Genomic DNA, 25,224 nt, shown 5'->3' with positions numbered 1-25,224 from the left:
GACATAAAAAAGCAGAGAATCAACCGATCTCTGCTTTTTCTTTTTTAACAGCCTGATGCATCATCATAATAATCCCGAAAAGAAAACATGCGATGATCAGGTATCGCCAGGAAAGATCTTTCTGCTCACTTACCGTTCCGCTTACCGAAATGATAAAGCTTGTTACAGAGGTGATCACATATACCAATCCGCCCATCAGTCCGCCCGCAGTTCCTGCATTTTTAGGAAAGTAAAGCATACTTGTCGTAAAGAACGAGGTAAATAAAATTCCGGAGCAGATATGGATGAAAAACGCGAAAGGAATCATGATAAAAAGACTCTCCGCAAAATAGCTGGTGATAATCAGCCCTGCGATGAGGATCAGCTGGAGAAAAATAGGCTGTAAAATCCTTGATCTGAAACCCAGAGTCAGTCTGCGTTTCCCGATAAAACCTCCGATCATCCAGGAAAATCCCAGGATCAATGTACAGTATCCGATCACAACCGGAGTAAAATGAAACGTATTTTCAATAATAAAAGGTCCGGTAATATTAAACAACATTACAATGGAGTAGCTCAGTCCTAAGATGAAAATTCCCAGCATAAAAATCCTGTTCTTAAGCATCATTTTGTAAAGGCTGATATTCTCCGAAAGATCCAGTTTCTTTTTTTGGGGAAGGCTCTCCCCGCTGAAGAACCATTCAAAAAGGAAAAGAACTCCGGCGTATGCGGCAAGGAAATAAAAATTGGCATGCCAGTTAAATATTTTCTCAAGATAACCTCCGAGGAAAGGGGCCAGAATAGGACCGCACGACCATACAATGGTAAAATAACTCAGATAGTGCTTCACTTTCTCTGCATCATAAATATCTACGAAAATAGCACGGGTAGCTACAACAAGCACTGAAACGGCTGCCCCCTGAAGTATACGAAGCAGGCAGATCAATAAGATGCTGTTCGTCATGGTAATTAAAATACTCGTCAGGATTAGCAGAAATAAGGCGATCAGTTTGGGACGGTAGCGGCCGATGCTGTCCAGAATTCCTCCCACAAACAACTGGGAAATCCCGTAGCTCAGAAGGTATGATGTTAAAGTAATCTGGATATCTTTTTCTGATACCATCATTTCTTTCGCCATAGAGGGAAACGATGGTAGATAAATGTCTGTGACAAACCCGGAAAGCGGGATAGACACGAAAGCCATAATGGTAATTAATCTGATTCGTTGTTCAGATGCTTCTCTCAACATGTTCATTCATTTTTTACTATGCAAAAATAAGTCAGGAAATAGGAAAGTGAATTTTAAAAGACAAAGTAAAAATTACAAAAATCAAAGATTAAGATAAATTCTTAAATTTTAATGGTGAAGTGCGGGCGTGCTTTTTAAAGAAATTATTAAAGTGGGCAGGCTGGTCAAATCCTAATGTATAACCAATCTGAGCAATATCCCAGTTCGTATACTTCAGCAGATTTTTAGATTCTTCAAACATTTTTTCCTTAATAATCTGCGTGGTCGTAAGATTCGTTACAGATTTTACTGAGGAATTCAGGTGGTTGACATGAACGTTCAGATGTTCGGCAAAGTCCGAAGGTGTTTTTAAGGCCAGAGGATAAGCAGGTGAATCCAAAGGAAATTGTTTGTTGAGCAATTCATCAAATAGTTTGTATAAACGCACATTTGCAGGAAGTTCATTCGGATTGATATCTTCTACACGGTTTTCAAGAGCCAGATGCATAACAGATGCCAGATTGCTTTTGATGCTGCTGCAGCGGAAAGGGTAAGTGGAGTTGTTCATTCTGTACATCTGCTCGAAATAAAGTGTCGCCAGCTGGGTTTGTTCCTCTGTCAGAAAAACAACAGGCTTGCTCCATTCTTTGAACATCGACGTTTTTTTAAACAGATTGAATTCTGTGTTTCCACTAAAAAACTCCTGGTTGAACAAACAAAAGTAACCTTCCTGTACATCACTCTCACACTCCCATGAATACGGAATACCCGGAGATGGAAAGAATAGGGCAGGGCGGTCAATATACAGCTGATGTGAACCATAATGAATCGTTCCTTTTCCAATAATAAAGCTGATTTTGTAATAATCACGGCGGTTATAGGGGCTTTTGAAGCTGCAGTATCTCCGCATGGAAATATTGAAGTGGGATTTTCCCGTTTCAAAGTCTTCAGAATCAAACATTTTGATCTGATCTCTGCGGATGCGTCTGTAATAATCTTCTATGGTTTCCAGCTGATCACTCATAAGTAAAAATTATAAAAATCAAAGATAAGCAAACTGCTGTTCACTCATGATAATTTTAAGTGCGATAATAAGAATCAGAATTATAGTTTTTCTCGATTTCAGCATATTAACAAAAAGTTACTGTTTAAAATATACGTAAATCTGTGTCCTGTGGTTAAGAATCAGCTTTTATTAATTTCCAGTTCCAAAATATGTGATGGAAGCTGAAAAGGACCCGCTTTTGAAATATCCGCAGCTACAAAGCCGGACTCTTTTAAAAACTGTGTAAGCGGATCATGGTCCAGCATATTGATCCATATAATATCCGTGAAGTTTACTGCTGATCTGCATTTTTTCCAGAGCGACTGTCTCGTTTCCGGAGTGTCAAACTCTGAAAGAATCACAAAGCTGATTTCTGTTGCCCGCTTTCCTTCAGGAATTCCGGGATGAAGAGAACCGCCTTTAATAATGCTGTACCCGATAGGTTTCTGGTCAGCATAGATCATGATCAGCTGGTTGGAAAGATTATTAAGGTCATTGATCATCTTTCTCGGATCTATATCGTTGTGAATATATTTTTTAATCTGCTCCTCACTTACGAAATCCTTATATAATGTATAAACAGAAGAATCAATAATGGTTATAAGATCAGAAATTCCTTCTTCAGAACCTACTGTAAATTTTGAAATAATATCCATAGGGATTTTTTTTATTCAAAAATATAAGATTAATCTGTTCAAAAAGGATACAGTTTGCTAAAATATAATCGGTACAGATGGATATTTTTATAAATTTGTTCAGTACAGCTGATATGTATGATGAAACCCTATAAGTACGAAATTTTTGCAGCCGCAATAGAAGAACAGATACGCAGTGGAATGTTACAGGAAAATGACAGGCTTCCTTCTGTTCGTGAGATGAAGAGAAAATATAAGCTGAGTACAAGTTCTGTACAAAACGGATTTGAATATCTTATGATTAAGGGACTGATCAGGAGCAACCCACGGTCCGGATATTTCGTCAGGAGAATTCAGGAAGAAAATATCCCGGAAGTAAAAACAAAATTCCCGGCGGTCGTAAGAGACGAAGTGTTCATGAAAAACATCATGCTGACTTCCAAAAGAACCTCAGAATCCAGCTCTTTTAATACGGCAGTGCCCGGTGATCTGCTAATTCCGCAGAAGCTTATTCTGAGAACAATGCAGGAAGTTATCCGTGAAAAAGGAGCATCTCTTCTCAGGTATTATCCCTCAAACGGATTGGAAGCATTAAGGATGCATATTGCAAAAAAAATGGGAGTCTATGAATGTACCTTAAATCCTGATGAAATCATTATCACTGATGGTGCTTTGCAGGCTCTTACCATTGCTTTAAAGTCGGCTGCAAAAGCTGGTGATGTGGTAGCTGTTGACAGTCCCTGTGTGTTTTCTGTGCTGGAAGTGATTGCCCATCTGGAGCTGAAAGTGATTGAAATTCCTGTAGATTATAAAAGGGGTTTTGATACTGAATTCTTCAGAAAAGCATGTAAGGAGAACGATATCCGTGCTTTGGTTGTTACTCCGAATTTTCACAACCCTACAGGAGTGCTGATGAATGATGAAACAAAAAAAGAAATTCTTAACATTGCTGAAGCTCATCAGTTATCTATTATTGAGAATGATATGTATTCTGATCTGTATTTTGGCGAGCAAAGACCACGCTGTATAAAAAGCTTTGATACGAAAGGTCAGGTCATGATCTACTCATCATTTTCAAAAACACTTTCGCCGGGAATCCGCCTGGGCTGGCTGTATGCCGGTAATTTGTATGCAAAATCTGAAAGAGCGAGGTTTGCTTTGGGACGGTCTGTTTCTCCGGTATATCAGGAACTGGTGCTGAAGCTGCTCCAGGGAAACAGCTATGAAAGGCATCTTCAGTCCTTCCGGAAAAAACTTAATCAGCAGGCTGTTCAGGTATTGGAGGCCTTAAGGAATTTTTTTCCTGAAAGCTCTTATTTTCACAGACCGCAGGGAGGTTACAGCATCTGGGGGCAGCTTCCGGAAAGTACAGATATAAAAAGGTTTTATGAGTATTGTGAGCGGCACCGTATTTTATTTACTCCCGGAGATACCTTTTCTTTTATGGACAGATATCATTATCATTTCAGGATTATTTTTGCAGAAAGAATTACTTCTGAAAGTATTGTTTTGCTGGAAAGTGCAGGCAGGAAAGCAAAAGAATTGCAGATGTAAATCATTAAGAGCTATAAAGGTACATCCAAAGATTTTATAAGACCTGTAAAGCGGAGTGATCTTGATTTTTATTCGGTTCCCATTGATTATTAACGGTTTAACTGAGTGTTGGTTTGTACTCCATGTAATATCAGGTTATATGGTTGATTTCTACAATAATTCATTTTCATTGTAAAAATTAAATTGAAATTAAGAAAGACTCAAAAAAAATAATAAAATCCGCTATTTTTTTTCAGCACAATTAGGCTGGAATCACCATAAAACCTATATTTGCAGCCTAAATTTTTAAATAAATGAAAGAACTAATTGAAAAAATCAACGCAGAATTTGAAGCGTTCACAACTGAGGCAAACCAACAAGCGGAAAAAGGAAACAAGGCTGCTGGTACAAGAGCTCGTAAAGCAGCTTTAGAACTAAGCAAATTGTTCAAAGAATTCAGAAAAGTTTCTGTAGAAGAAGCTAAGAAATAATTCACCTTTAACCGGCTTTTGAAGCCGGTTTTTTTTATTCCTTAATAGAATGTTTTTTTGAATTGTACCGTTCATTAGAACTAATCTAAGAATCACTGTTCTCCTTGGTCTTTTTTATAAATTACCAACATTCGCTGATTTCTGTTATTATTTTTTAGCTAAAAATGTTGATAATATCTTGTGAATGCCTCTTTTTTTAGGCTTAATCTTTCATCATCTCCCTGAATTCTGCTATCTTTAAACCAATCAATATATATTATGAGGATAAATAGATTTTTTGCAGTGCCTGCAGTAGTGCTGGCTGCCCAGTTTTCATGGGCTCAGATAAAGGTTGATCCCAAAGAAAGATTAGACCCTGTCGTAAAAAGTTTTGTAGATGAAGTTAATAATAATTCCCAGCTGGAAAACCTTGCGTATGAACTGCTGGACGGGATCGGGCCACGCCTTGTGGGAACTCCTGAAATGCTTGCCGCAAACGAATGGAGTGCCAATAAGCTTCGTTCATGGGGAGTGGAAGCTAATCTTCAGCAATTCGGAACCTGGAAAGGATGGCAGAGAGGAACAACGCATGTTGATATGACCTATCCGCGGGTAAAATCTCTTGCAGCAACACAACTGGCGTGGAGTCCGGCTACTAAAAAAGCAGTTGAGGCAGAAGTGATTATTCTTCCGAAAGCATCTTCCAAAGCAGAATTCGACCAATGGCTTCCTTCTGTGAAGGGGAAAATAGTGCTGATGGCACAATACCAGAAAATAGGGCGCTCTGATGAGCAGATCAAAGAATTTGCTACTCCTGAGCTGTATGAAAAGCTTAAGGCAGAAAAAGAGCAGGCTGCCAAAGACTTTACAGCGTATGTGAAAAATATCGGATATGATAACAACAGCCTTCCTGAAGCGTTAGAAAAAGCTGGTGCAGCAGGTATTGCCATTTCAAACTGGACCGGTATCATGGGGGCTAACAGAATATTTGGAGCAAAAACATCCAGAATTCCAATGATCGATATTGATGTGGAAGACTATGGAATGCTTTACAGAATAGCGGAAAAAGGCGGGAAGCCTAAAATTAAAATTGATGCCCGGTCAAAAATACTTCCTGAAGCTAAAAGTTTTAATACAATCGGGATGATCAAAGGAAAAGAAAAGCCAGATGAATATGTTATTCTTTCCGCTCACCTTGATTCATGGGACGGCGCCCAGGGCGCTACGGATAACGGAACCGGAACGATCACGATGCTTGAAGCGATGAGGATCCTGAAAAAATATTATCCTAACAATAAGAGAACGATTGTCATTGGACTTTGGGGAAGCGAAGAGCAGGGACTGAACGGTTCAAGAGGGTTTGTTGCAGATAACCCTCAGATTATAAAAGGAGTACAGGCCGCTTTTAATCAGGATAACGGTACCGGTCGTGTGGTAAACATCAGCGGTCAGGGATTTGTAAAAGCTTATGATTATATCGGAAGATGGCTTGATGGCGTTCCTAAAGCAGTAAAGGCTCATATTAAAACTGATTTTCCTGGAATGCCGGGTGGCGGAGGTTCTGATCATGCTTCTTTTGTCGCAGCAGGAGTACCGGGATTTTCTTTAGGCTCTCTGAACTGGGGCTACTTCGGATATACATGGCACACTACAAAAGATACCTATGACAAGATTGTTTTTGATGAGGTAAAAAATAATGTGATCTTAACGGCTGCATTAGCATATATGGCTTCTGAAGACCCGGAGTTTACCAGCAGAGAGAAAAGAGCAATGCCTCAGGATGATAAAGGGGAAACGGTAAAATGGCCGGAAGTAAAAGAACCCAGAAGAAGTTCTAAGGAGTACAAGTAAACGAGTGCTCAATAAAAGAGTGAATTTATAATATTAAAGGTTGTCAGATATGGCGACCTTTTTTATATATTGATAAAAAATACGTCAAGTTTTGGCGTTATCTGCCAATACATTTGCTTCAAGAAATTCTTGCAAGAATAAATTATTTAATTCTTAATTGTAAAATCATGAGCAATACACTTAATTTGTTGGAAACAAATGAGTTTTCAACGTCTGATATTAATGTTAATCAAGTACAGCTTGTAACTTTAGTAGACCATTATACCAAAGAAATAGTCAATTTTACTAAAATAGGTCCATCTTCTTCTATAATAGATGGAATTATGAAGTTGAAAAAGGATGGTATATTATTCGAAAGAATATATAACGGAGTAATCAATCCTGAATGGTTTGGCTCCGGAAAAACGCATGTTGAGCTTCAGGCTGCTATTAATGCTGCTGTTAAAAGTGATACGATTCTTATAAGAGGAAAATACAGATGTTCTGATCAAATTAAAATTAATAAAGATTTAACATTGCTAGGGCAAAACTATATTAATGGTAACGATACCGGAGATAATGAAGGATCCCGCATTATTTTTAATGATTTTACTAATCAAATTGCTAACTCCTGTATTGAAGCTGTAGCAAGCTTGTGCATCAAAAATCTTGTTATTGTAGGAAGTGAGATTCCTGGAAAAATAGGGGTGAACTTGATTGGTATTCCTAATGGTACTGAAGTTCCTATTGGTAGTTTGACATTGGATTCTTCTGTAATACAAAGCTTTGAGATTGGTGTGAAGGTTACGGCAGCTTATTATAACAGATTTGTTAATTCTTATATAGGATACTGTCCTTCATGTCTTGTGTTGGATAAATGTTATAACGCTTTCGCAAGTTCATTGTCAATAAGAGCAGGGTATTACAGTAAAAAGGATATAGACAATGGTGATCTGAATGATGGAATTGTACTGCTTAATAATAGCAACTTAACAATGTTTGGAGGAAGTGTTGAAAGTTTTTCTAATGCTGGTATTACTTTATATTCATCATCCAGAATCTCCTGTTTTGGTGTTTATTTTGAAGGGGAAAAGGCAACTGACAAAACTTCATGTGTGAGAATAATGGATAATAATTGTAGATCGACCACAATAAGTTGTCATGCTTATTTGGTTCTCAAAGGAACAAGCTCATTTGTACATGCTTTACCTACTGTGACATCTGCACATATTTATTCTAAAAATAACCATTTTAATTATTCAAATGATTGGTATGTTTCGGTGTATAAATTTGAGTCAACTGACTTCGCAGGTTATAATATTGATATTTCAGGAGATAACTATCAAAGCAATCTTATAGCGGGATCTTCTTACACATCAATTACCTCTTCCTTACTTAAGAAAGGTAAAGGAATGGTTAAAATTGTATATCCTTCAGGCCATGAGCTGGCAGGAATTCAGTTAACTAATTTAAATACTGTTTCTCCATATCAGTACAATGTCGTTACGGGAGCTGAAAACGGTATGATAACTACATTTTCCAATTCAGGATATCCTGGTGATGACCCGGCAGGACTTTATGGGATTATAGGTTATGTCCCTTATACTGCCGTGTACGAAAATGGAACGTGGAAAAAAATTCCCAAACTAAATTAGTGTTAATTTCAAGATAATAAAATATGCTCATTCAGCTTAATTAAATCTTACATGTATGTGAAAGCAGAAGACTGTCGTTTTTGGATAGTCTTCTGCGTTTTTAATTGATATGGATTAGTAGATCTGAAAATTTTGAAAGAGAAGCCCGGTATTGTATATCTTTTACCTTTCCAAAACCATATTTACAGAAAACAAACGGAAGTCCATTAGTCTTTGCTGAATCATAATCGGTTTGGGTATCACCTATGTATACAGAATCTTCAAAGGATAGCTGATTTCTTTCCATAAGAAGCCTGATGTTGTCAGCTTTTGGCTTTTGGGTTCGCCCATGAGACTCAAAGTCCGTAAACAGATCATTGAATCTGTAATATTCTAAAAATGATTCAATATAACCATCCTGGCAGTTGCTTACAATAAAAAGAGCATGAGTATTGGCCAGGCTTTTCAATGTATCTTCCACGCCGTCATATAAAATTCCGCCCTGTATACGCAGGATTTTATTTTCTTCGGCTACTATTTCAGAAAGAAGATCCCGTACCTGAAGATCTGAAATTCCCGGAACAATATCTTTGATAATATCGTGAGCTAATAAACCCATGTACTGATCCATGTCTTCGGGCTTTATTTCTCTTTGGATTAACTGATGTTTACCCAATACCTTATTCCATATTTCGATGATCGTTGCTCTGGGATCCCATAATGTGCCATCAAGGTCGAAAATTAAGTTCTTTGTGTTCAAAATAAAAATTTTGTGTTATACTTTAATCTGTACCAGCGATTTACAAAATCATACTCAGCTGTACTCTTTTTCTTGCCTCATCCACATCGGTTACCTTTACACGGACATGCTGGTGAAGCTTTACTACTTCATTGACATCGGAAACAAATCCGTCTTTCAGCTGGGAAATATGAACCAGTCCGCTTTCTTTAATTCCAAGATCTACAAAGCATCCGAAGGCTGTAATATTATTGATAATTCCAGGAAGAATCATACCGGCTTTTAAATCTTTAATGCTTTTAACGTTAGGATCGAATTCAAATACTTTGGCGGCCTTTCTTGGATCCAGTCCAGGTTTTTCAAGTTCTTTTAAAATATCCTTAATTCCCAGGATCCCGATCTCTCCGGTAATATAGTTTTCCGGTTTTACCAGAGCTATTTTTTCTTTATTGGCAATCAGTTCATTGGTTTTAATTCCTAAGTCTTTGGCCATTTTCTCAACAATTCCATAAGCTTCAGGGTGCACGGCAGAATTATCCAGGGGGTTTTTAGCATTTGTAATTCTTACAAAAGCTGCTGCCTGCTGAAAAGCTTTATCTCCAAGTCTCGGAACTTTTTTAAGCTGCTTTCTGTCTTCAAATGCTCCGTTTTCAGTACGGTAACTGACAATATTTTCAGCCATTTTTTCCCCGATCCCGGAAACATAGCTTAAAAGGGATTTGCTGGCCGTATTTAGGTTAATTCCCACAGAATTTACACATTTCATTACAGTAGAATCCAGCTCATTTTTTAACTGGGTCTGATCCACATCATGCTGATATTGCCCGACACCAATAGATTTGGCGTCAATTTTCACCAGTTCTGCCAGCGGATCAGAGAGTCTTCTTCCGATGGAAACGGCTCCACGAACAGTCACATCATAGGAAGGAAACTCGTCTCTTGCAATTTTACTTGCAGAATATACTGATGCTCCGGCTTCTGAAACCACGAAAACCTGCAAAGGCTTATCAAAAGCAATTTTTTTGATAAAGAACTCTGTTTCACGGCTTGCGGTTCCGTTACCAATTGAAATAGCTTCAATATTATAGGCATTTACCATAGAACGGATTTTTTTCATTGCCATTCCGCTTTCATTCTGTGGAGCATGAGGGTAAATGGTTTCGTTGTGCAACAGGTCACCTTTTTCATCCAGACACACCACTTTGCAGCCGCTTCGGTATCCCGGATCAATCGCAAGGATTCTTTTCTCTCCCAAAGGTGGAGCTAAAAGCAGCTGGCTTAAGTTTTCAGAGAAGATTTCGATTGCTTTTTTGTCTGCCTTTTCTTTGGCTTCCTGCAGGGCTTCATTAGAAATGGCGGGCTCAAGAAGTCTTTTATAGCTGTCTTTTATGGCCAGCGAAATCTGGTCCGAACTTTCATTATTGGATTTGATAATTGCTTTTTCAATACCATCAATCGCCTCTTCTTTGTCTATTCCTACATTCGTTTTGACGAAGCCTTCCGCTTCAGCTCTCAGCATGGCCAGAAGTCTGTGGGAAGGAGTTCTGTTAAGGCTTTCTTCCCATTCAAAATATTGAGAGAATTTTTGTGCTTCCTCTTCGTCTTTTTTAGCCTTTACAACTTTTGAAGTAATAACTGCCTTACGCTGAAATAATCTGCGGAGATTTTTACGGACGTACATATTTTCATTAATCCATTCTGCCATAATATCTCTGGCCCCCTGAAGTGCTTCCTCTTCGGATGTAACTTCGCCGCTGAGGTATTTTGATGCCAGGAACCGCACATCATTATTCTTTTGACTCATGATCATTCTGGCCAAAGGTTCAAGCCCTTTTTCCTTGGCAGCATCAGCTTTGGTTTTCTTACGCTTTTTAAAAGGTAAATAAAGATCTTCCAGCTCCTGAATATCAAAGCTTTCTTCTATTCTCTGTTGCAGTTCAGGTGTTAAGGAATTTTGCTCTTCAATAGATTTTAAAATAGATTCTTTTCTTTTAACAATCTCTTCAAACTGCCTGCTTATTTTTGAAATCTGTTCGATCTGTGTTTCATCAAGATTTCCGGTTTTATCTTTCCGGTAACGGGAAATAAAAGGTATGGTGCAGTCTTCTGCTAATAGTTGTAACGTATTGTTGATGCTCTTTTCAGAAATATTCAGCTGTTTCTGTATAAATTCTACGGTCGTCATTGTTCTGTTTTCGTAGGGCTAAAATAGGGTTTTAAAACGAAAAAAGGCGAGTTGCCCCGCCTTGAATGTTTTCACAACGGAATAATCCTTATTGTGAATTGCTTTTTAATCTAGTGAAATAAAAATCCCACGGAGTACGCAGGATTAAAGATTTTCTTCGGCTTTTAGCCTTATTGTGAATTGCTTTTCAAAATTATTAATACAAATATAGAAAAGTTTTTTAAATCCGGTTTTATGGGAAACCGTATAAATATTATTATTTTTCTATCTATTTTTATAAAATATCAAAACTAATCATCATGAGTAAAATATTTGGAATTGATCTTGGTAGTAATAGTTGTGGATGGGCAATTAGAAATACTGATTTAGAAGGCAATCAGATAGAAGATTTTGGAGTGATTACTTTTGAGAAAGGAGTTGCTTCAGAAAAAGGAAATGAATTTCCTAAAGTTCAGAAAAGAACCGAAAGCAGGGGTAAAAGAAGAAACTACCAGGCTGAAAAATATAGAAAGTTTGGAATTTTGCAATTTCTCATTGAAAGAAATATGTGTCCTTTATCTATTGAAGATTTTAATAATTGGAAAACGTACAGAAAAGGTAAGAAAAGAGAATACCCGCAATCCGAAGAATTCCTGAATTGGATAAGGTTTGATTTTGATGGTGATGGTCTGCCGGACTTTCACTTGTTCGGAAAAGATAAAAGTGAGAGTTATTACGTTTTCAGAGCTTTAGCAGGCAATCCGCAATATAAGAATGTATTTGTAAACAATCCTCAAATTTTAGGAAGAGTTTTTTATCAACTTGTTCAAAGAAGAGGTTTTAAAGGAAGAGATGAGGAAGAAGCTAAGACAATGTTAACCGGAAGTGATAAAAACGGAACAAAAGGGAGAAATGATATTGAGGAATATTTAGATAAGTATAAAACTTTAGGAGCCGCATTATATCATTTTCAAAAAGACTTCGGAGGAAGAATAAGACAAAGATATAATCTCAGAAAAGATAGTGAAGCAGAATTAAAATGGATTTGTGATTTACACAATATTTCTAAAGATAACTATTCTAAACTCTGGAAAGCCATAATTTGGCAACGACCATTAAGAACACAGAAAGGATTAATTGGAAACTGTATTTATGAAAAAGGGAAAAAAAGAGTATCGGTAAGTCATCCTCTTTATGAGGAATATAGAGCCTGGGTTTTTATTAATAACTTAAATATCATTCCACCTTTAGATGAAGATAGGCAGGAATATATTCAAGCTAAAATTTATCCATTATTTTACAAGTCAAAACCAGATTTTGAACTAATTGATATTGATAAGCAACTTAAGAAAGATGGTGCCAAAAGGACATCAAGGCATCACGAAAAAACTAAGGTTTTTTCTGTAAAGTTACTTAAACAATTTCAGGATGTTTTTGGAGAAAACTGGAAAGACATATTAAAATGGGATATTACTGGAGAAAGAAGTTCACAACCTGTTAAAAAATCCAGCACTGAATATACTTTTGAAGATGTTTGGCACGTTCTAATGACCTTTGATGGACAAGAAAATCTTAAGAATTTTGCTTTGGAGAAGTTGAATTTGGATGAAGAAAAAGCAAGTAAATTTTCTAAAATCAAATTACAACAGGGCTTTGCAACTTTAAGTCTTTCTGCAATTAAGAAAATTCTTCCTTATTTACAAAAGGGTTTCTTATACAGCCACGCTGTATATATGGCTAATCTATATAAAATGCTTGGAGAAAATGAAATTTCTGAGACACTGATTAATCATTTTTCTGAAGAAATTTATAGGATTTTAAATCAGGATTTAGCAAACAGAAAAAATGCAGCGATTGTCAATAGTTTAATATCAGAAATGCTTAACGATGGAACCCGTTATTATATTACTGATGACCGAAATTTGGATAATACTGAAAGAAAACTTGTTTTAACAAGTACTATTGACAATTACGGACAGGAAAGTTGGGACAAACTGGATGAAGAAACTAAAGTTAATATCATTGATTATGTTTCAACAAAATATCTTGAATTCCTAAAGAAATCACCTTTTGATAAAAAGAACCTTTTTGTACAGCCTGAAAGAATTGATGAAAAGATATTCAATTTTTTAAAAGATACTTATAATGTTTCAGAAGATATGAAAAAGTATCTTTGGCATCCGTCTGAACAGGAAAATTATGCAGAAGCGGAAAACTATTTAGAATATTCTTTAGGAAAGAAAAAGTATTATGTTAAAGAAAAAAATAGAGGCATTTTCTTAACAAGAAATCCTGATGCAGAGTTTGAAGGTCGGGAAATAAAATTATTGGGAAATCCAGAGCCACTGAGTAAAGGGTTTAAAAATCCGATGGCATTGAAGTCTTTACATAAACTCAGGAATTTAGTGAATTATCTCTTGCAGACAGGAAAGATAGATGAAGAGACAAGAGTTGTGATTGAGATTGCCAGAGAGCTTAATGATAAAAATAAAAGAAAGGCAATTGAAATTTGGCAGAAGGAAAGAGAGAAAGAAAATGATGTTTACAGAAAGGAGTTGGTAGTTTATCGTGAACAATTTCCTAATGTTAATCTTATCGATGAAGATACATTAGTTCGTAAAATCAGATTATGGCACGAACAAAATAAGATTTGTCTTTATACAGGAAAGCCAATATCTTTTTCTGATTTAATTATTGGTAACAAGTATGATTTTGAGCATACAATTCCCGCAAGTATCAGTTTTGATAATGAATTAAAAAATCTGACTATTGCGGACTCGGTTTATAATCGTTTACAAAAAGGGAAAAAGTTCCCGACACAATTAGTTAATTATGACACTGAGCAGGTTATAAATGGTGAGAGTTATAATCCGATACTCAGGAATATCGAATTTCTTTTTGGAGAAAGAAAAGTAGAATATAAGGAATTAAAAGGTAAAACTGAGAAAATAGTTACTTGGAAGAAGATTGAGGAGCTTGAAAAACTATTTGATGAATGGAAAAAAAAGGCTTCCTATGCAAGTACAAAAGAGTACAAAGATTTTTGTATTGTAAAATATCACACTATGAAAATGGATTTGGATTATCTGAAATCCAAATTAGCAACCTTTACTATTACAGAATATAAAGCAGGATGGAGAAATAATCAGTTGAGAGATACTCAGATTATTACAAAGTATTCTTTGCCATATTTTAAAACGCTGTTTAAAAGAGTTTCTGTAGAGAAAGGTGGTGTTACGAATATTTTTAAGAAAATTTATAAAGTACAATCAAGGGATTCTAAAAAAGACAGAAGTGTACATAGTCATCATGCTCAGGATGCAGCAATTCTTACGTTGATTCCAAATGCTTTCCATAGGGAAAGAATTATTAAGGCTTACCAGAATGAAATTGATAACAGAACCGGTAAAACGTATCACGAACTTCCTATGGACTGGAATAATTTTTCTGAAAATTATATTTTGGGACTAAAAGATGAGGTTTTGATTAATAATCTTACGGATAACCGAACCATTACTCAAACATCTAAAACAATAAGAAAAAAAGGAAAAATAGTTTATGATATAGATAAATCAGGCAATAGAAAGAAACGAGTGGCCAGAGGTGATACGATTCGTGGGCAGTTACACGGAGAAACTTTTTATGGTGCTATCAAACAGCCTGTAAGGGATGGAGATAATAAGATTCTGTTTGATGAGAATAAAAAAATGATTCTTAATGATGAAATTTATTTAGTTGTTAGAAAGCAATTGGTTTATAAAAAGGATGTTAATTCTCCAGGATTTAAAAATCTTGAAGAAATTGAAAAAGTAATTGTTGATAAGGATTTGCTTAAAATAATTAAAAGACAAGTTGAGGAATCAGACTTTAAAACAGCTTTAACCGAAGGTATTTTTATGTTTGATAAAAAAGGAAATAAAGTCAATAAAATAAGAACAATACGCTGTTTCGAAAACGGATTAAAATATGCAACAGCAATTAAAGTCCATAATCACAGTTTTGTTTCTGGTAAGGAATATAAAAAGTCTACATTAGCAACTAACGGTGAAAATACGTATTGTTTATTTTACAAAAATGACTCTGGTAAAGCAATGAGAATTCTTTCTATTATAGATGTAGCTGAACTTAAATTGAAAAGTATTCAAAATTTATTTAATGAGCCCGAGTTTTCAAGTTTTAAATCTGGTAAAGGAAAAAATAAAATACAGTTGCCTCTTCATTCTATTTTAAAAAGCGGTGATAAAGTTTTGTTTTATAAAGAAAATATTCATGAACTGAAAGATTTAGAAAAAACAGAATTGTCTAGTAGAATGTTTAAAATGTACCAATTTGAAAAAGATGGAAGAATAAAATTTAAACACCATTTAGCAGCAGGTATAGATACTGAATTGAGAAAATTTTATTCAGAAGAAAATTCTTTTATAGTAGATAAACAACAGGTCTTCTTAAGACTTACGCAAGGACAGTGGAATTTTGCAGTAGAGGGCAAAGATTTTGAAATGTATATCGATGGTACAATAAATTGGAATTTCTAATATGATAACCCGCACCATCTACATCGGCAATCCCGCTTATCTCAAACTCAAAGATGAGCAGATGAAAATCCTCTGTCCGGATACCAAAACGGAAAAGGGTAGTGTTCCTGTGGAAGATTTGGGCTTATTGATGCTGGATCATTATCAGATTACCATTTCGCACAATTTGATTCAGAAAATGATGGGAAATAATGTAGTGGTCATTAGTTGTGATGCGCATCATTTACCTCATGGAATTATGCTTCCATTGTATGGTCATACTGAATATTCCGACAGGGTGAAAGATCAGCTGGAAGCCAGTGAGCCTCTTAAAAAACAACTTTGGAAACAGACGGTGGAATATAAAATTGAAAACCAGAAAAATGTTCTGATGAAACTGGGTAACTATTATGAGCCGATGATTGAATATCAGAGAAATGTAAAGTCAGGCGATATAACGAATATGGAAGGGATCGCGGCACAGCATTACTGGAAATACCTCATCAGCCTGGATTTTTTGAGGCAACGTTTCGGAGATTCACCTAATCAGTTTTTTAATTTTGGATATGCCGTGCTCAGAAGTATTGTTGCAAGAGCTATCGTGGAAACCGGATTATTGCCTGTTCTCGGCATTTTTCATAAAAATAAATACAATCCGTATTGCCTTGCCGATGATATAATGGAACCTTACCGTCCGTTTGTTGATTTACTCGTGATGCAATGGTTGAAAATTCATTCTGATACCGAAGAACTGTCGAAAGAATTCAAGGCTCATATTCTGCAGATTGCAACCAAAGATGTGCGTATTGATGACAAAACAAGACCGTTGCTTGTTGCTGTAAAAATGACGGCTTCGTCGCTTTACAAATGCTACACAGGAGAAAAACGACTGATCTCTTATCCTGAACTGTTATGAATGCCGAAAGGTTTAATGCATACCGGATTATGTGGGTTTTAGTATTATATGATCTCCCGACTGAGACCAAAGCGAATATGAAAGATGCTAACCGCTTTCGCAAGGCGCTCATTGATGATGGTTTTACTTTGTTTCAGTTTTCCATGTATGTGCGCCATTGCCCAAGCAGGGAAAATGCTGAGGTTCATATTAAAAGAGTTAAATTTATGCTCCCAAAAGCCGGGAAAGTTGCCATTATGTGTATCACTGACAAACAATTTGGAGATATTGAAATCTTCTTTGCCAGGAATAAGGAAGAGCCACCTCCAACCTTTCAGCAACTCGAATTATTCTGATTTTTTTGATTCTGATTAAATAAATAAATCCACTGAATTTCAGTGGATTAGATTTTGAGGCTGTGACTAATCACGAAGGTAATAATTTTTGAAAGCAATTCACAACACAACAATCGCATTGCTTAATCCAGCAAAAGCTGTGACTAATCACGAAGGTAATAATTTTTGAAAGCAATTCACAACGGCAAAGGTGTTCCCCCATTATGAAACGGAGCTGTGACTAATCACGAAGGTAATAATTTTTGAAAGCAATTCACAACTTTTCAAGCCTGCGAAGAATCCAATTGTAAGCTGTGACTAATCACGAAGGTAATAATTTTTGAAAGCAATTCACAACAATTGCGTTTAGAAGTGCATCATAATTTATGCTGTGACTAATCACGAAGGTAATAATTTTTGAAAGCAATTCACAACTATATAAACGACATCATTATGAAATCTTCCGCTGTGACTAATCACGAAGGTAATAATTTTTGAAAGCAATTCACAACTCCGTAACCAGCGATTGAACAAACTTTCGGGCTGTGACTAATCACGAAGGTAATAATTTTTGAAAGCAATTCACAACTTTATAGCAGGAGGAGTATTATTTGCTTGCGCTGTGACTAATCACGAAGGTAATAATTTTTGAAAGCAATTCACAACTATTTCACCTATAACTATTCAAAAACAGAAGCTGTGACTAATCACGAAGGTAATAATTTTTGAAAGCAATTCACAACTATTCAGTTAAACAGTTAGCAGATGCTTTAGCTGTGACTAATCACGAAGGTAATAATTTTTGAAAGCAATTCACAACCATTTAATATAGCCTCCTTCTCCACGAGTCGCTGTGACTAATCACGAAGGTAATAATTTTTGAAAGCAATTCACAACTAACTGTATTAATTATCAATCAGTTATCTCGCTGTGACTAATCACGAAGGTAATAATTTTTGAAAGCAATTCACAACTCTACTTCCTCCGTTTCTTTAGCAGGTGCAGCTGTGACTAATCACGAAGGTAATAATTTTTGAAAGCAATTCACAACCGTTGACCTGATTGACAATAATATGAAGGGGCTGTGACTAATCACGAAGGTAATAATTTTTGAAAGCAATTCACAACTGATACGCTTTTGGCAGAGAAAACCTATCCGCTGTGACTAATCACGAAGGTAATAATTTTTGAAAGCAATTCACAACTAATCCCTGGTTAGTTTTATTAGCTGGCGTGCTGTGACTAATCACGAAGGTAATAATTTTTGAAAGCAATTCACAACTAAGGAAGTTGACATGAATGAGTATGGTAAGCTGTGACTAATCACGAAGGTAATAATTTTTGAAAGCAATTCACAACAGATAAAGCAAATAGTTATAGTGATCAGATGCTGTGACTAATCACGAAGGTAATAATTTTTGAAAGCAATTCACAACTGTAACGGTAGCATGATGGTCTCCAAAACCGCTGTGACTAATCACGAAGGTAATAATTTTTGAAAGCAATTCACAACGTGATCATGAGCGTGGATGATCCAATGCTCGCTGTGACTAATCACGAAGGTAATAATTTTTGAAAGCAATTCACAACCAGCAGAAAAACTTTTCTTCAGCTGAAAGTGCTGTGACTAATCACGAAGGTAATAATTTTTGAAAGCAATTCACAACAAGTAAGTTCCCTTGAATTTGCCAGTAGTAGCTGTGACTAATCACGAAGGTAATAATTTTTGAAAGCAATTCACAACCCTATTGAGTCAATAAGATGGATAGACGAAGCTGTGACTAATCACGAAGGTAATAATTTTTGAAAGCAATTCACAACTGCGTCGGCTGATGAGGTTCAGGGAGCAAAGCTGTGACTAATCACGAAGGTAATAATTTTTGAAAGCAATTCACAACTAACAACTCTTCCAGCTTATTGTATGGGTGGCTGTGACTAATCACGAAGGTAATAATTTTTGAAAGCAATTCACAACTGTAAAGAATTAGGCTATTTGCCCGGTGACGCTGTGACTAATCACGAAGGTAATAATTTTTGAAAGCAATTCACAACTGTTTCTGAATACATTTTAGAAGCTTGTACGCTGTGACTAATCACGAAGGTAATAATTTTTGAAAGCAATTCACAACTATGATTTTATGCATGTAGAGAATCCCGGGGCTGTGACTAATTACGAAGGTAATAATTTTTGAAAGCAATTCACAACTATGATTTTATGCATGTAGAGAATCCCGGGGCTGTGACTAATTACGAAGGTAATAATTTTTGAAAGCAATTCACAACTACAATCACAATAAATTTCCAAGATCGTGAGCTGTGACTAATCACGAAGGTAATAATTTTTGAAAGCAATTCACAACAATGTACCAGATGGCAGAAATAAACCTCACGCTGTGACTAATCACGAAGGTAGTAATTTTTGAAAGCGATTCACAACAATAAATTATACTTAAATTTGTTACTTAGCTGTAACTAGTCACGAAGGTAGTAATTTTTGAAAGCAATTCACAACTGCCATGACCGAAAACATGAGAAAGCAAGAGCTGTGACTAATCGCGATGATAAGAATATCCTGCAAAAAGATCTGTAATTCATGTAAAATACCACATTTCTTGATGTATGATAAGGTGTCTCCCAATAGGTTTTTCTATTTTTGTACCCGAAAACAACAAAATTCAAACTTTTTTAAACAGTTCAATATGAAAAAAATTAGCGTAATTGCATTAGTAGGAGTAGGATTGCTTTTAGTATCATGTAATAAAGAAAAATCGGCAGAATCTGCAGCTACGGCTCAGGAGCAGGCAGTAGCTGAGAGCAAAGGTGAAACACTTGCGGTGGATACAGTAGCTTCAGTAGTAAACTGGAAAGCATTCCATAAAGGAGGTATGGCACCTCGTTGGGGAACTCTTACTGTAAAATCAGGAGATATCAGTGTTGATGCAGGTCAGGTTGCAGCAGGAAACTTTATTATTGATATGAACTCTATTAAGGTAGATCCGGCTTCAGTAACAGAGAAAGATAAAAAGCCGGCAGATCTGGAGGCTCACCTTAAAAATCCTGATTTCTTTGATGTAGCGAAAAACCCTACTTCAGATTTCAAAATCACAAGTGTTACAGATTTGAAAGATGCGCCAAAAGATGCAGTAGCAGGAGCTAATAAAACAGTAAGCGGAAACCTTACATTATCAGGAAAAACAATGAATGTTACTTTCCCTGCTAAAGTAGATGTTACTGAAAACTCAGCAGCTATTCAGGCTAAATTCACTGTAAACAGAGCAGATTGGGGAATCAAATTCGGTACTTCAGAAGCAGATCCTGCAGAATGGATGATCAGCAAAGATATCGAAATTGCAATCGATGTAAAAGCTAAAAAATAAGTTATTCGACTTTATAAATACCGGGCTGTCTTCATCAAGACAGCCCGTTTATTTTTTGAATTCTATCAAAAAGAATAACCTAGTTCAAAATCTCAGAATTCCGGATCCTTACACAAAATTCACTTCCAAGATATAAAGGATTGCCATGCTTTTCAGACCAGAATCCATCCAGCACGTCCTTATTCAGACAACGATAGACCGCAACGCCTTTATAGATTTTGTGATCTTCACCTTCGTAATTAAAATTAATAACCAGTATCTGGTCTTTATAAAATCCGGTGCCATTTTGTATATGATCACCAATAATCCATTGGGCAATGATACGGTTGTTGTCATCAATGGATAAAGTTAATATGCCATGATATGTGGGTAGCGAAGATTCTTCCTGATTACTTCCTTCAATAGAATAGCTTCCTGCGAGATCCTGTGCTGTCATTGATTTTATTTTAGGAAGTGCAAATTTATAAAATCCTGTTCTGAAATTAAACTCTACTTTTGCAGCAAATTAATTAAAAAATGATTCCTTTTCTGTTCATTATAAATCTGATTACATTTGGAGCTTTTGGCTTTGATAAATGGCAGGCTAAAAAACATCAATGGAGAATTTCTGAGAACACTCTTCTAGGAATCTCACTGCTAGGTGGGATATTGGGAGCTGCTTCAGGAATGATTATTTTCAGTCACAAGGTTTCTAAAAAATCTTTTCTTGTGAAATTTATATTGGTGGTTTTAGTTGATCTGGTATTGTTTTACAGATTGATGAGACACTGATATCTAAATAGTTATCCATGTTGTTTCAAATGTTAAATGTTGGTATGAAATAATTTTTGTTAGGTATTTTTTATAAATTTATCATGCTAATAACAAATAAAATAAAACAACATGAGAAATCTTAGAAAAATCTCCAGAACCGAAATGAAATCGGTTCAGGGAGGAATTGTAAAAGGAATGGTAAGATGCAAAGATGCAGAGACGTGTGTCGTAAGATGGGGTTGGGCCACCGGATCCTCCAGTAATTGTGCAGAATTTGACATCATATGTGGAGAGCCGCCTGCAGTAGATCCATGTGAAATACAGGCTTGCGTATAAATAATTTAGAGAGTGCTTTTGGGCACTCTTTTTTATGGTTCTGTCAATAAGTATTTTAAACAAAATATTAAATATTTAGAGAACTAAATAGTTTTTCATTAAAAATCACTACTTTTGCACCCGTAAAAATCTTTTATGCAAAACATTAGAAATATTGCGATTATCGCACACGTTGACCACGGAAAAACGACTTTGGTTGACAAGATCATTCACGCTACCAACATTTTCAGAGAAAATCAGGAGAGTGGGGAGTTAATTATGGATAACAACGATCTTGAAAGAGAAAGAGGGATCACGATTTTATCCAAGAATATTTCTGTTACTTATAAAGACACAAAAATTAACGTAATTGATACTCCTGGTCACGCCGATTTTGGTGGAGAAGTGGAAAGAGTATTGAAAATGGCTGATGGGGTTATTTTGTTGGTGGATGCATTCGAAGGACCAATGCCGCAAACAAGATTCGTACTTCAGAAAGCTTTGGAATTAGGATTAAGACCATTAGTAGTTATCAATAAAGTAGATAAACCAAACTGCCGTCCGGACGAAGTTCACGATCAGGTATTTGACTTATTCTTCAACCTTGAGGCTACTGAAGAACAGCTGGATTTCCCAACATTCTACGGTTCTTCTAAGCAAGGTTGGTTCAACACTTCATTAGAACAAACGGAAGATATTTTACCATTACTGGACGGAATTTTACAATATGTTCCGGCTCCTACTGTGACTGAAGGGAATCTTCAGATGCAGATCACTTCCCTTGATTACTCTTCTTTCCTAGGAAGAATTGCAATCGGAAAAGTGACAAGAGGAGAGATTAAAGAATCTCAGTGGATCGGTCTTGCTCAGGCAGACGGTAAAATTGTAAAAGGAAAAGTAAAAGAGCTTTACGTTTTTGAAGGATTAGGAAAGAAAAAAGTAACAGAAGTACAGGCAGGTGATATCTGCGCTGTAGTAGGTTTTGATGCTTTCCAGATCGGAGATTCTTTCGTAGATCTTGAAAATCCTGAGCCATTGGAAAGAACTGCAATTGATGAGCCTACACTGAACATGACGTTCTCTATCAACAATTCACCTTTCTTCGGTAAAGATGGTAAATACGTTACTTCAAACCACCTTAAAGAAAGATTAACTAAGGAATTAGAGAAGAACCTTGCATTAAGAGTACAGCAGACTGATGATGCCAATACTTTCCTTGTATTTGGTAGAGGTATTCTTCACTTGTCAGTTTTGATCGAAACCATGAGAAGAGAAGGTTACGAAATGACGATTGGTCAGCCACAGGTTATCCTGAGAGAAATTGACGGAGTAAGCTGTGAACCTTACGAATCTTTGGTAGTAGATGTTCCTGAAGAATTTGCTTCAAGAGTTATCGATTTGGCTACGCAAAGAAAAGGTGATCTTCACATTATGGAAACTAAAGGGGAGATGCAGCACATGGAGTTCGAAATTCCTTCAAGAGGATTGATCGGATTACGTTCTCAGATGTTGACAGCTACTGCCGGTGAAGCTATTATGGCACACCGTTTCACAGAATACAAGCCTTTCAAAGGAGCTATTCCGGGAAGAAACAATGGAGTACTGATCAGTAAAACTACAGGTCCGGCTACAGAATACTCAATCAACAAACTACAGGATAGAGGTAAGTTCTTCGTTGATCCGGGTGAGGAAATCTACACGGGAATGATCGTTGGAGAACAAAACAAACCTGGAGATTTGGTAGTCAATATCGTAGAAGCAAAACAGCTGAACAACATGCGTGCTGCCGGAAAAGATAAAGATACAGGAGTTGCTCCGAAAATCTTATTCTCACTGGAAGAATGTATGGAATACATCCAGGCTGATGAAGCCATTGAGGTTACTCCGAATTTCATCAGAATGAGAAAGAAAATCCTTTCCGAAGAAGAAAGAAAAAGAGTAGAAAGATCTGCAAAAGCATAATAAAAATCTTATACATAAAATCAAAGCCTCGATTTTCGAGGCTTTTTTTCTATACCCACTCATTAAAATGCTTATTTTGGCATAATAATCTCTGAGAAATAAAAAATAAATTTTAAAGTAGTTTTGTGACTATGAGAATGAATAAATTAAAACTTATCGTTTTATTAGGTGTTTTTGCTTCTTACACTACCTCATGTTCCGTTCAGAATAATGTTGTAAAAGCACCTTCCACGAAGAATCCGACAAAACCCGCCAACAATACAAACCCGCCAAAAGTAAATCCTGCAGCTACAAATCCGGCAACGGGAGCTGCCGTATCAACAGAAGATAATTTCAGAACCAATCTTCCGGAAATCAAAAGAGAATTCCGTGGAGCATGGATTGCGAGTGTAGCCAATATCAACTGGCCTTCAAGAAATGACCTTACAGTAGAGCAGCAGAAAGCAGAGGCAATCAGTATGCTTGATATGTTGAAAGATAACAACTTCAATGCAGCTATTTTTCAGATCAGACCTTCGGCAGATGCCCTTTATACAAGTAATATTGAGCCGTGGTCATATTTCCTGACCGGAGAAACGGGAACTGCACCTTCTCCCAACTATGATCCGCTTCAGTTCTGGATAGAAGAAGCCCATAAAAGAGGCCTGGAGCTGCACGTCTGGTTAAATCCATACCGTGCACATCATACCAATGGTGGTGCTGTCAATAAACTGTCTATGGTCAACAAACTGTCCGATATTGTCGTAAGATTAAAGAACGGAATGTACTGGTTTGATCCTGCTAATCCGAAAACCCAGGGACACGTATCAAATATTGTGAAAGATATCGTAAAAAGATATGACATTGATGCCATTCATTTTGACGATTATTTCTATCCGTATGCAACTTATAATAAAGGCGCAGATTTTCCTGATAATGCAACCTGGAATGCTTATGTAAGCAGCGGAGGTACTTTATCCAGAGCAGATTGGAGAAGAGACAACGTGAATAAATTTGTGGAACGTATCTACAAAGAAATTCACGCAGAAAAAAATAATGTAAGATTCGGGATCAGTCCGTTTGGGATATGGAAACCCGGATATCCTGCAGGAATTGTAGGCTCTTCACAATATGACGAGCTGTATGCAGATGCTAAATTATGGTTGAATAAAGGCTGGGTAGATTATTTCTCACCACAGCTGTATTGGCCTATTGATTCCAAAGGACAGAGTTTTGAGGCCCTGTTGAGCTGGTGGCAGTCAGAAAACACTATGAACCGTCACTTATGGCCGGGACTGAATACTGTTGAGATTAAGGTGTCCGACCGTCCTGCAGAAATTAAAAACCAGATTGCCATTTCAAGAAATATCCTGAAAAACGATGCCGGGGAAATCCACTGGAGTATCGCTGGGCTTACCAAGAATCCAAACATGCTTCCTGCTTTGAAAAGCGGACCGTACAACGAAAAAGCATTGGTGCCGAAATCTCCATGGATAAAGGCTGTTCCATTGCAGACTCCTACATTGTTTATTGCTGATAACGGAAGCTTTGTGCAGACAAGCTGGAGTACAAAAAATGCCGCTGATGTATTCCTGTGGGTACTTTTCACTCAATACAACGGAGTATGGCAAACAGAAATAGTAACACTGGATACCCTTTCAAAAGACATTCCTAAGACTAAAGACGGTAAAAAACTGAATGCAGTAGCTATTAAAGCCATCGACAGATTGGGAAATGAAAGTGATTATACAGCAAGAAGAATTAAATAGCTGGGACAAGATCCGCTCCCCATATCTCATTGCGAATCTTTAGGTGAAACAATCTCAATACTAAATTT

18 protein-coding genes and 1 CRISPR repeat array are annotated in these 25,224 nt (G+C 36.5%); of the genes, 12 read left to right on the top strand and 6 right to left on the bottom strand.

The window, feature by feature from the left end:
• Nucleotides 1–19 precede the first annotated feature (19 nt).
• The 3 genes from ACR1PO_RS01285 to ACR1PO_RS01275 all read right to left on the bottom strand — a co-directional run bounded on the left by ACR1PO_RS01285 (nucleotide 20) and on the right by ACR1PO_RS01275 (nucleotide 2,908).
• A complete protein-coding gene (locus tag ACR1PO_RS01285) occupies nucleotides 20–1,228 on the bottom strand; it encodes an MFS transporter (protein ID WP_433985539.1) in 1,209 nt (402 codons plus the stop codon).
• An 88-nt stretch (nucleotides 1,229–1,316) separates the two neighbouring features.
• Nucleotides 1,317–2,231 carry a helix-turn-helix domain-containing protein gene (locus ACR1PO_RS01280; protein ID WP_374463045.1) on the bottom strand — a complete coding sequence of 305 codons (915 nt, stop codon included), beginning with the start codon at nucleotides 2,229–2,231 and terminating at the stop codon, nucleotides 1,317–1,319.
• A gap of 161 nt (nucleotides 2,232–2,392) precedes the next feature.
• On the bottom strand, nucleotides 2,393–2,908 hold the full coding sequence (locus ACR1PO_RS01275) for a hypothetical protein (protein WP_433985538.1): 516 nt from the start codon (nucleotides 2,906–2,908) through the stop codon (nucleotides 2,393–2,395).
• A gap of 117 nt (nucleotides 2,909–3,025) precedes the next feature.
• On the opposite strand from ACR1PO_RS01275, the gene ACR1PO_RS01270 reads away from it, so the two are divergent.
• The 4 genes from ACR1PO_RS01270 to ACR1PO_RS01255 all read left to right on the top strand — a co-directional run bounded on the left by ACR1PO_RS01270 (nucleotide 3,026) and on the right by ACR1PO_RS01255 (nucleotide 8,375).
• The gene (locus ACR1PO_RS01270) at nucleotides 3,026–4,441 is read left to right on the top strand and encodes an aminotransferase-like domain-containing protein (RefSeq protein ID WP_433985537.1); all 1,416 of its coding nucleotides are present in this window, start codon (nucleotides 3,026–3,028) and stop codon (nucleotides 4,439–4,441) included.
• A 293-nt stretch (nucleotides 4,442–4,734) separates the two neighbouring features.
• Nucleotides 4,735–4,911: an Hc1-related histone H1-like protein gene (locus tag ACR1PO_RS01265; protein ID WP_002978882.1), complete on the top strand. Its 177-nt coding sequence runs from the start codon at nucleotides 4,735–4,737 to the stop codon at nucleotides 4,909–4,911.
• Between the two features lie 258 nt (nucleotides 4,912–5,169).
• Nucleotides 5,170–6,741 (top strand): M20/M25/M40 family metallo-hydrolase, encoded by a 1,572-nt coding sequence (locus ACR1PO_RS01260; RefSeq protein WP_433985536.1) that lies wholly within the window; start codon nucleotides 5,170–5,172, stop codon nucleotides 6,739–6,741.
• Between the two features lie 167 nt (nucleotides 6,742–6,908).
• Complete coding sequence (locus ACR1PO_RS01255; protein ID WP_433985535.1) at nucleotides 6,909–8,375, top strand: hypothetical protein; 1,467 nt, start codon at nucleotides 6,909–6,911, stop codon at nucleotides 8,373–8,375.
• A 100-nt stretch (nucleotides 8,376–8,475) separates the two neighbouring features.
• Here the strand turns inward: ACR1PO_RS01255 and ACR1PO_RS01250 are convergent, their stop codons facing one another.
• Nucleotides 8,476–9,114, bottom strand: a complete 639-nt coding sequence (locus ACR1PO_RS01250) for an HAD family hydrolase (RefSeq protein ID WP_433985534.1) — start codon at nucleotides 9,112–9,114, stop codon at nucleotides 8,476–8,478.
• Between the two features lie 40 nt (nucleotides 9,115–9,154).
• Nucleotides 9,155–11,278 carry a Tex family protein gene (locus tag ACR1PO_RS01245; protein WP_433985533.1) on the bottom strand — a complete coding sequence of 708 codons (2,124 nt, stop codon included), beginning with the start codon at nucleotides 11,276–11,278 and terminating at the stop codon, nucleotides 9,155–9,157.
• A gap of 299 nt (nucleotides 11,279–11,577) precedes the next feature.
• Between ACR1PO_RS01245 and cas9 the strand changes: the two genes are divergently transcribed.
• The 4 genes from cas9 (at nucleotide 11,578) to ACR1PO_RS01225 (ending at nucleotide 20,378) form a co-directional block, all read left to right on the top strand.
• Nucleotides 11,578–15,792: a type II CRISPR RNA-guided endonuclease Cas9 gene (cas9, locus tag ACR1PO_RS01240; protein ID WP_433985532.1), complete on the top strand. Its 4,215-nt coding sequence runs from the start codon at nucleotides 11,578–11,580 to the stop codon at nucleotides 15,790–15,792.
• A 1-nt stretch (nucleotide 15,793) separates the two neighbouring features.
• On the top strand, nucleotides 15,794–16,687 hold the full coding sequence (gene cas1 / locus ACR1PO_RS01235; RefSeq protein WP_433985531.1) for a type II CRISPR-associated endonuclease Cas1: 894 nt from the start codon (nucleotides 15,794–15,796) through the stop codon (nucleotides 16,685–16,687).
• Nucleotides 16,684–17,022, top strand: a complete 339-nt coding sequence (gene cas2, locus ACR1PO_RS01230) for a CRISPR-associated endonuclease Cas2 (protein ID WP_007842732.1) — start codon at nucleotides 16,684–16,686, stop codon at nucleotides 17,020–17,022. The genes cas1 and cas2 overlap by 4 nt, the downstream gene beginning before the upstream one ends.
• A gap of 59 nt (nucleotides 17,023–17,081) precedes the next feature.
• Nucleotides 17,082–19,513: direct repeats of the CRISPR family, unit length 47 nt; unit sequence GCTGTGACTAATCACGAAGGTAATAATTTTTGAAAGCAATTCACAAC.
• Nucleotides 19,514–19,700: 187 nt separating this feature from the next.
• On the top strand, nucleotides 19,701–20,378 hold the full coding sequence (locus tag ACR1PO_RS01225; protein WP_433985530.1) for a YceI family protein: 678 nt from the start codon (nucleotides 19,701–19,703) through the stop codon (nucleotides 20,376–20,378).
• Between the two features lie 79 nt (nucleotides 20,379–20,457).
• Here the strand turns inward: ACR1PO_RS01225 and ACR1PO_RS01220 are convergent, their stop codons facing one another.
• Entirely contained in the window at nucleotides 20,458–20,814 is a 357-nt protein-coding gene (locus ACR1PO_RS01220; protein WP_332386502.1) for a hypothetical protein, read from the bottom strand.
• An 80-nt stretch (nucleotides 20,815–20,894) separates the two neighbouring features.
• On the opposite strand from ACR1PO_RS01220, the gene ACR1PO_RS01215 reads away from it, so the two are divergent.
• The 4 genes from ACR1PO_RS01215 to ACR1PO_RS01200 all read left to right on the top strand — a co-directional run bounded on the left by ACR1PO_RS01215 (nucleotide 20,895) and on the right by ACR1PO_RS01200 (nucleotide 25,156).
• Nucleotides 20,895–21,149 (top strand): DUF1294 domain-containing protein, encoded by a 255-nt coding sequence (locus tag ACR1PO_RS01215; protein ID WP_332386503.1) that lies wholly within the window; start codon nucleotides 20,895–20,897, stop codon nucleotides 21,147–21,149.
• Between the two features lie 111 nt (nucleotides 21,150–21,260).
• Nucleotides 21,261–21,467: a bacteriocin-like protein gene (locus tag ACR1PO_RS01210; RefSeq protein WP_332386504.1), complete on the top strand. Its 207-nt coding sequence runs from the start codon at nucleotides 21,261–21,263 to the stop codon at nucleotides 21,465–21,467.
• A gap of 135 nt (nucleotides 21,468–21,602) precedes the next feature.
• Complete coding sequence (typA, locus tag ACR1PO_RS01205) at nucleotides 21,603–23,408, top strand: translational GTPase TypA (protein WP_002978898.1); 1,806 nt, start codon at nucleotides 21,603–21,605, stop codon at nucleotides 23,406–23,408.
• A gap of 131 nt (nucleotides 23,409–23,539) precedes the next feature.
• The gene (locus ACR1PO_RS01200) at nucleotides 23,540–25,156 is read left to right on the top strand and encodes a glycoside hydrolase family 10-like protein (RefSeq protein WP_332386505.1); all 1,617 of its coding nucleotides are present in this window, start codon (nucleotides 23,540–23,542) and stop codon (nucleotides 25,154–25,156) included.
• Nucleotides 25,157–25,224: the final 68 nt, after the last annotated feature.

Source organism: Chryseobacterium amylolyticum (genome assembly GCF_051011775.1).
Lineage (GTDB): Bacteria > Bacteroidota > Bacteroidia > Flavobacteriales > Weeksellaceae > Chryseobacterium.
This window is presented reverse-complemented; position numbering and strand designations above follow the sequence as displayed.

Bases quoted from the DNA above. Each gene is read 5' to 3' on its own strand.
- ACR1PO_RS01275 (WP_433985538.1), bottom strand. From the start codon at position 2,908: ATGGATATTATTTCAAAATTTACAGTAGGTTCTGAAGAAGGAATTTCT.
- ACR1PO_RS01260 (WP_433985536.1), top strand. From the start codon at position 5,170: ATGAGGATAAATAGATTTTTTGCAGTGCCTGCAGTAGTGCTGGCTGCC.
- ACR1PO_RS01220 (WP_332386502.1), bottom strand. From the start codon at position 20,814: ATGACAGCACAGGATCTCGCAGGAAGCTATTCTATTGAAGGAAGTAAT.
- ACR1PO_RS01225 (WP_433985530.1), top strand. From the start codon at position 19,701: ATGAAAAAAATTAGCGTAATTGCATTAGTAGGAGTAGGATTGCTTTTA.
- cas1 (WP_433985531.1), top strand. From the start codon at position 15,794: ATGATAACCCGCACCATCTACATCGGCAATCCCGCTTATCTCAAACTC.
- cas2 (WP_007842732.1), top strand. From the start codon at position 16,684: ATGAATGCCGAAAGGTTTAATGCATACCGGATTATGTGGGTTTTAGTA.
- ACR1PO_RS01245 (WP_433985533.1), bottom strand. From the start codon at position 11,278: ATGACGACCGTAGAATTTATACAGAAACAGCTGAATATTTCTGAAAAG.
- cas9 (WP_433985532.1), top strand. From the start codon at position 11,578: ATGAGTAAAATATTTGGAATTGATCTTGGTAGTAATAGTTGTGGATGG.
- ACR1PO_RS01255 (WP_433985535.1), top strand. From the start codon at position 6,909: ATGAGCAATACACTTAATTTGTTGGAAACAAATGAGTTTTCAACGTCT.
- ACR1PO_RS01280 (WP_374463045.1), bottom strand. From the start codon at position 2,231: ATGAGTGATCAGCTGGAAACCATAGAAGATTATTACAGACGCATCCGC.
- ACR1PO_RS01210 (WP_332386504.1), top strand. From the start codon at position 21,261: ATGAGAAATCTTAGAAAAATCTCCAGAACCGAAATGAAATCGGTTCAG.
- typA (WP_002978898.1), top strand. From the start codon at position 21,603: ATGCAAAACATTAGAAATATTGCGATTATCGCACACGTTGACCACGGA.
- ACR1PO_RS01285 (WP_433985539.1), bottom strand. From the start codon at position 1,228: ATGTTGAGAGAAGCATCTGAACAACGAATCAGATTAATTACCATTATG.
- ACR1PO_RS01270 (WP_433985537.1), top strand. From the start codon at position 3,026: ATGATGAAACCCTATAAGTACGAAATTTTTGCAGCCGCAATAGAAGAA.
- ACR1PO_RS01200 (WP_332386505.1), top strand. From the start codon at position 23,540: ATGAGAATGAATAAATTAAAACTTATCGTTTTATTAGGTGTTTTTGCT.
- ACR1PO_RS01265 (WP_002978882.1), top strand. From the start codon at position 4,735: ATGAAAGAACTAATTGAAAAAATCAACGCAGAATTTGAAGCGTTCACA.
- ACR1PO_RS01215 (WP_332386503.1), top strand. From the start codon at position 20,895: ATGATTCCTTTTCTGTTCATTATAAATCTGATTACATTTGGAGCTTTT.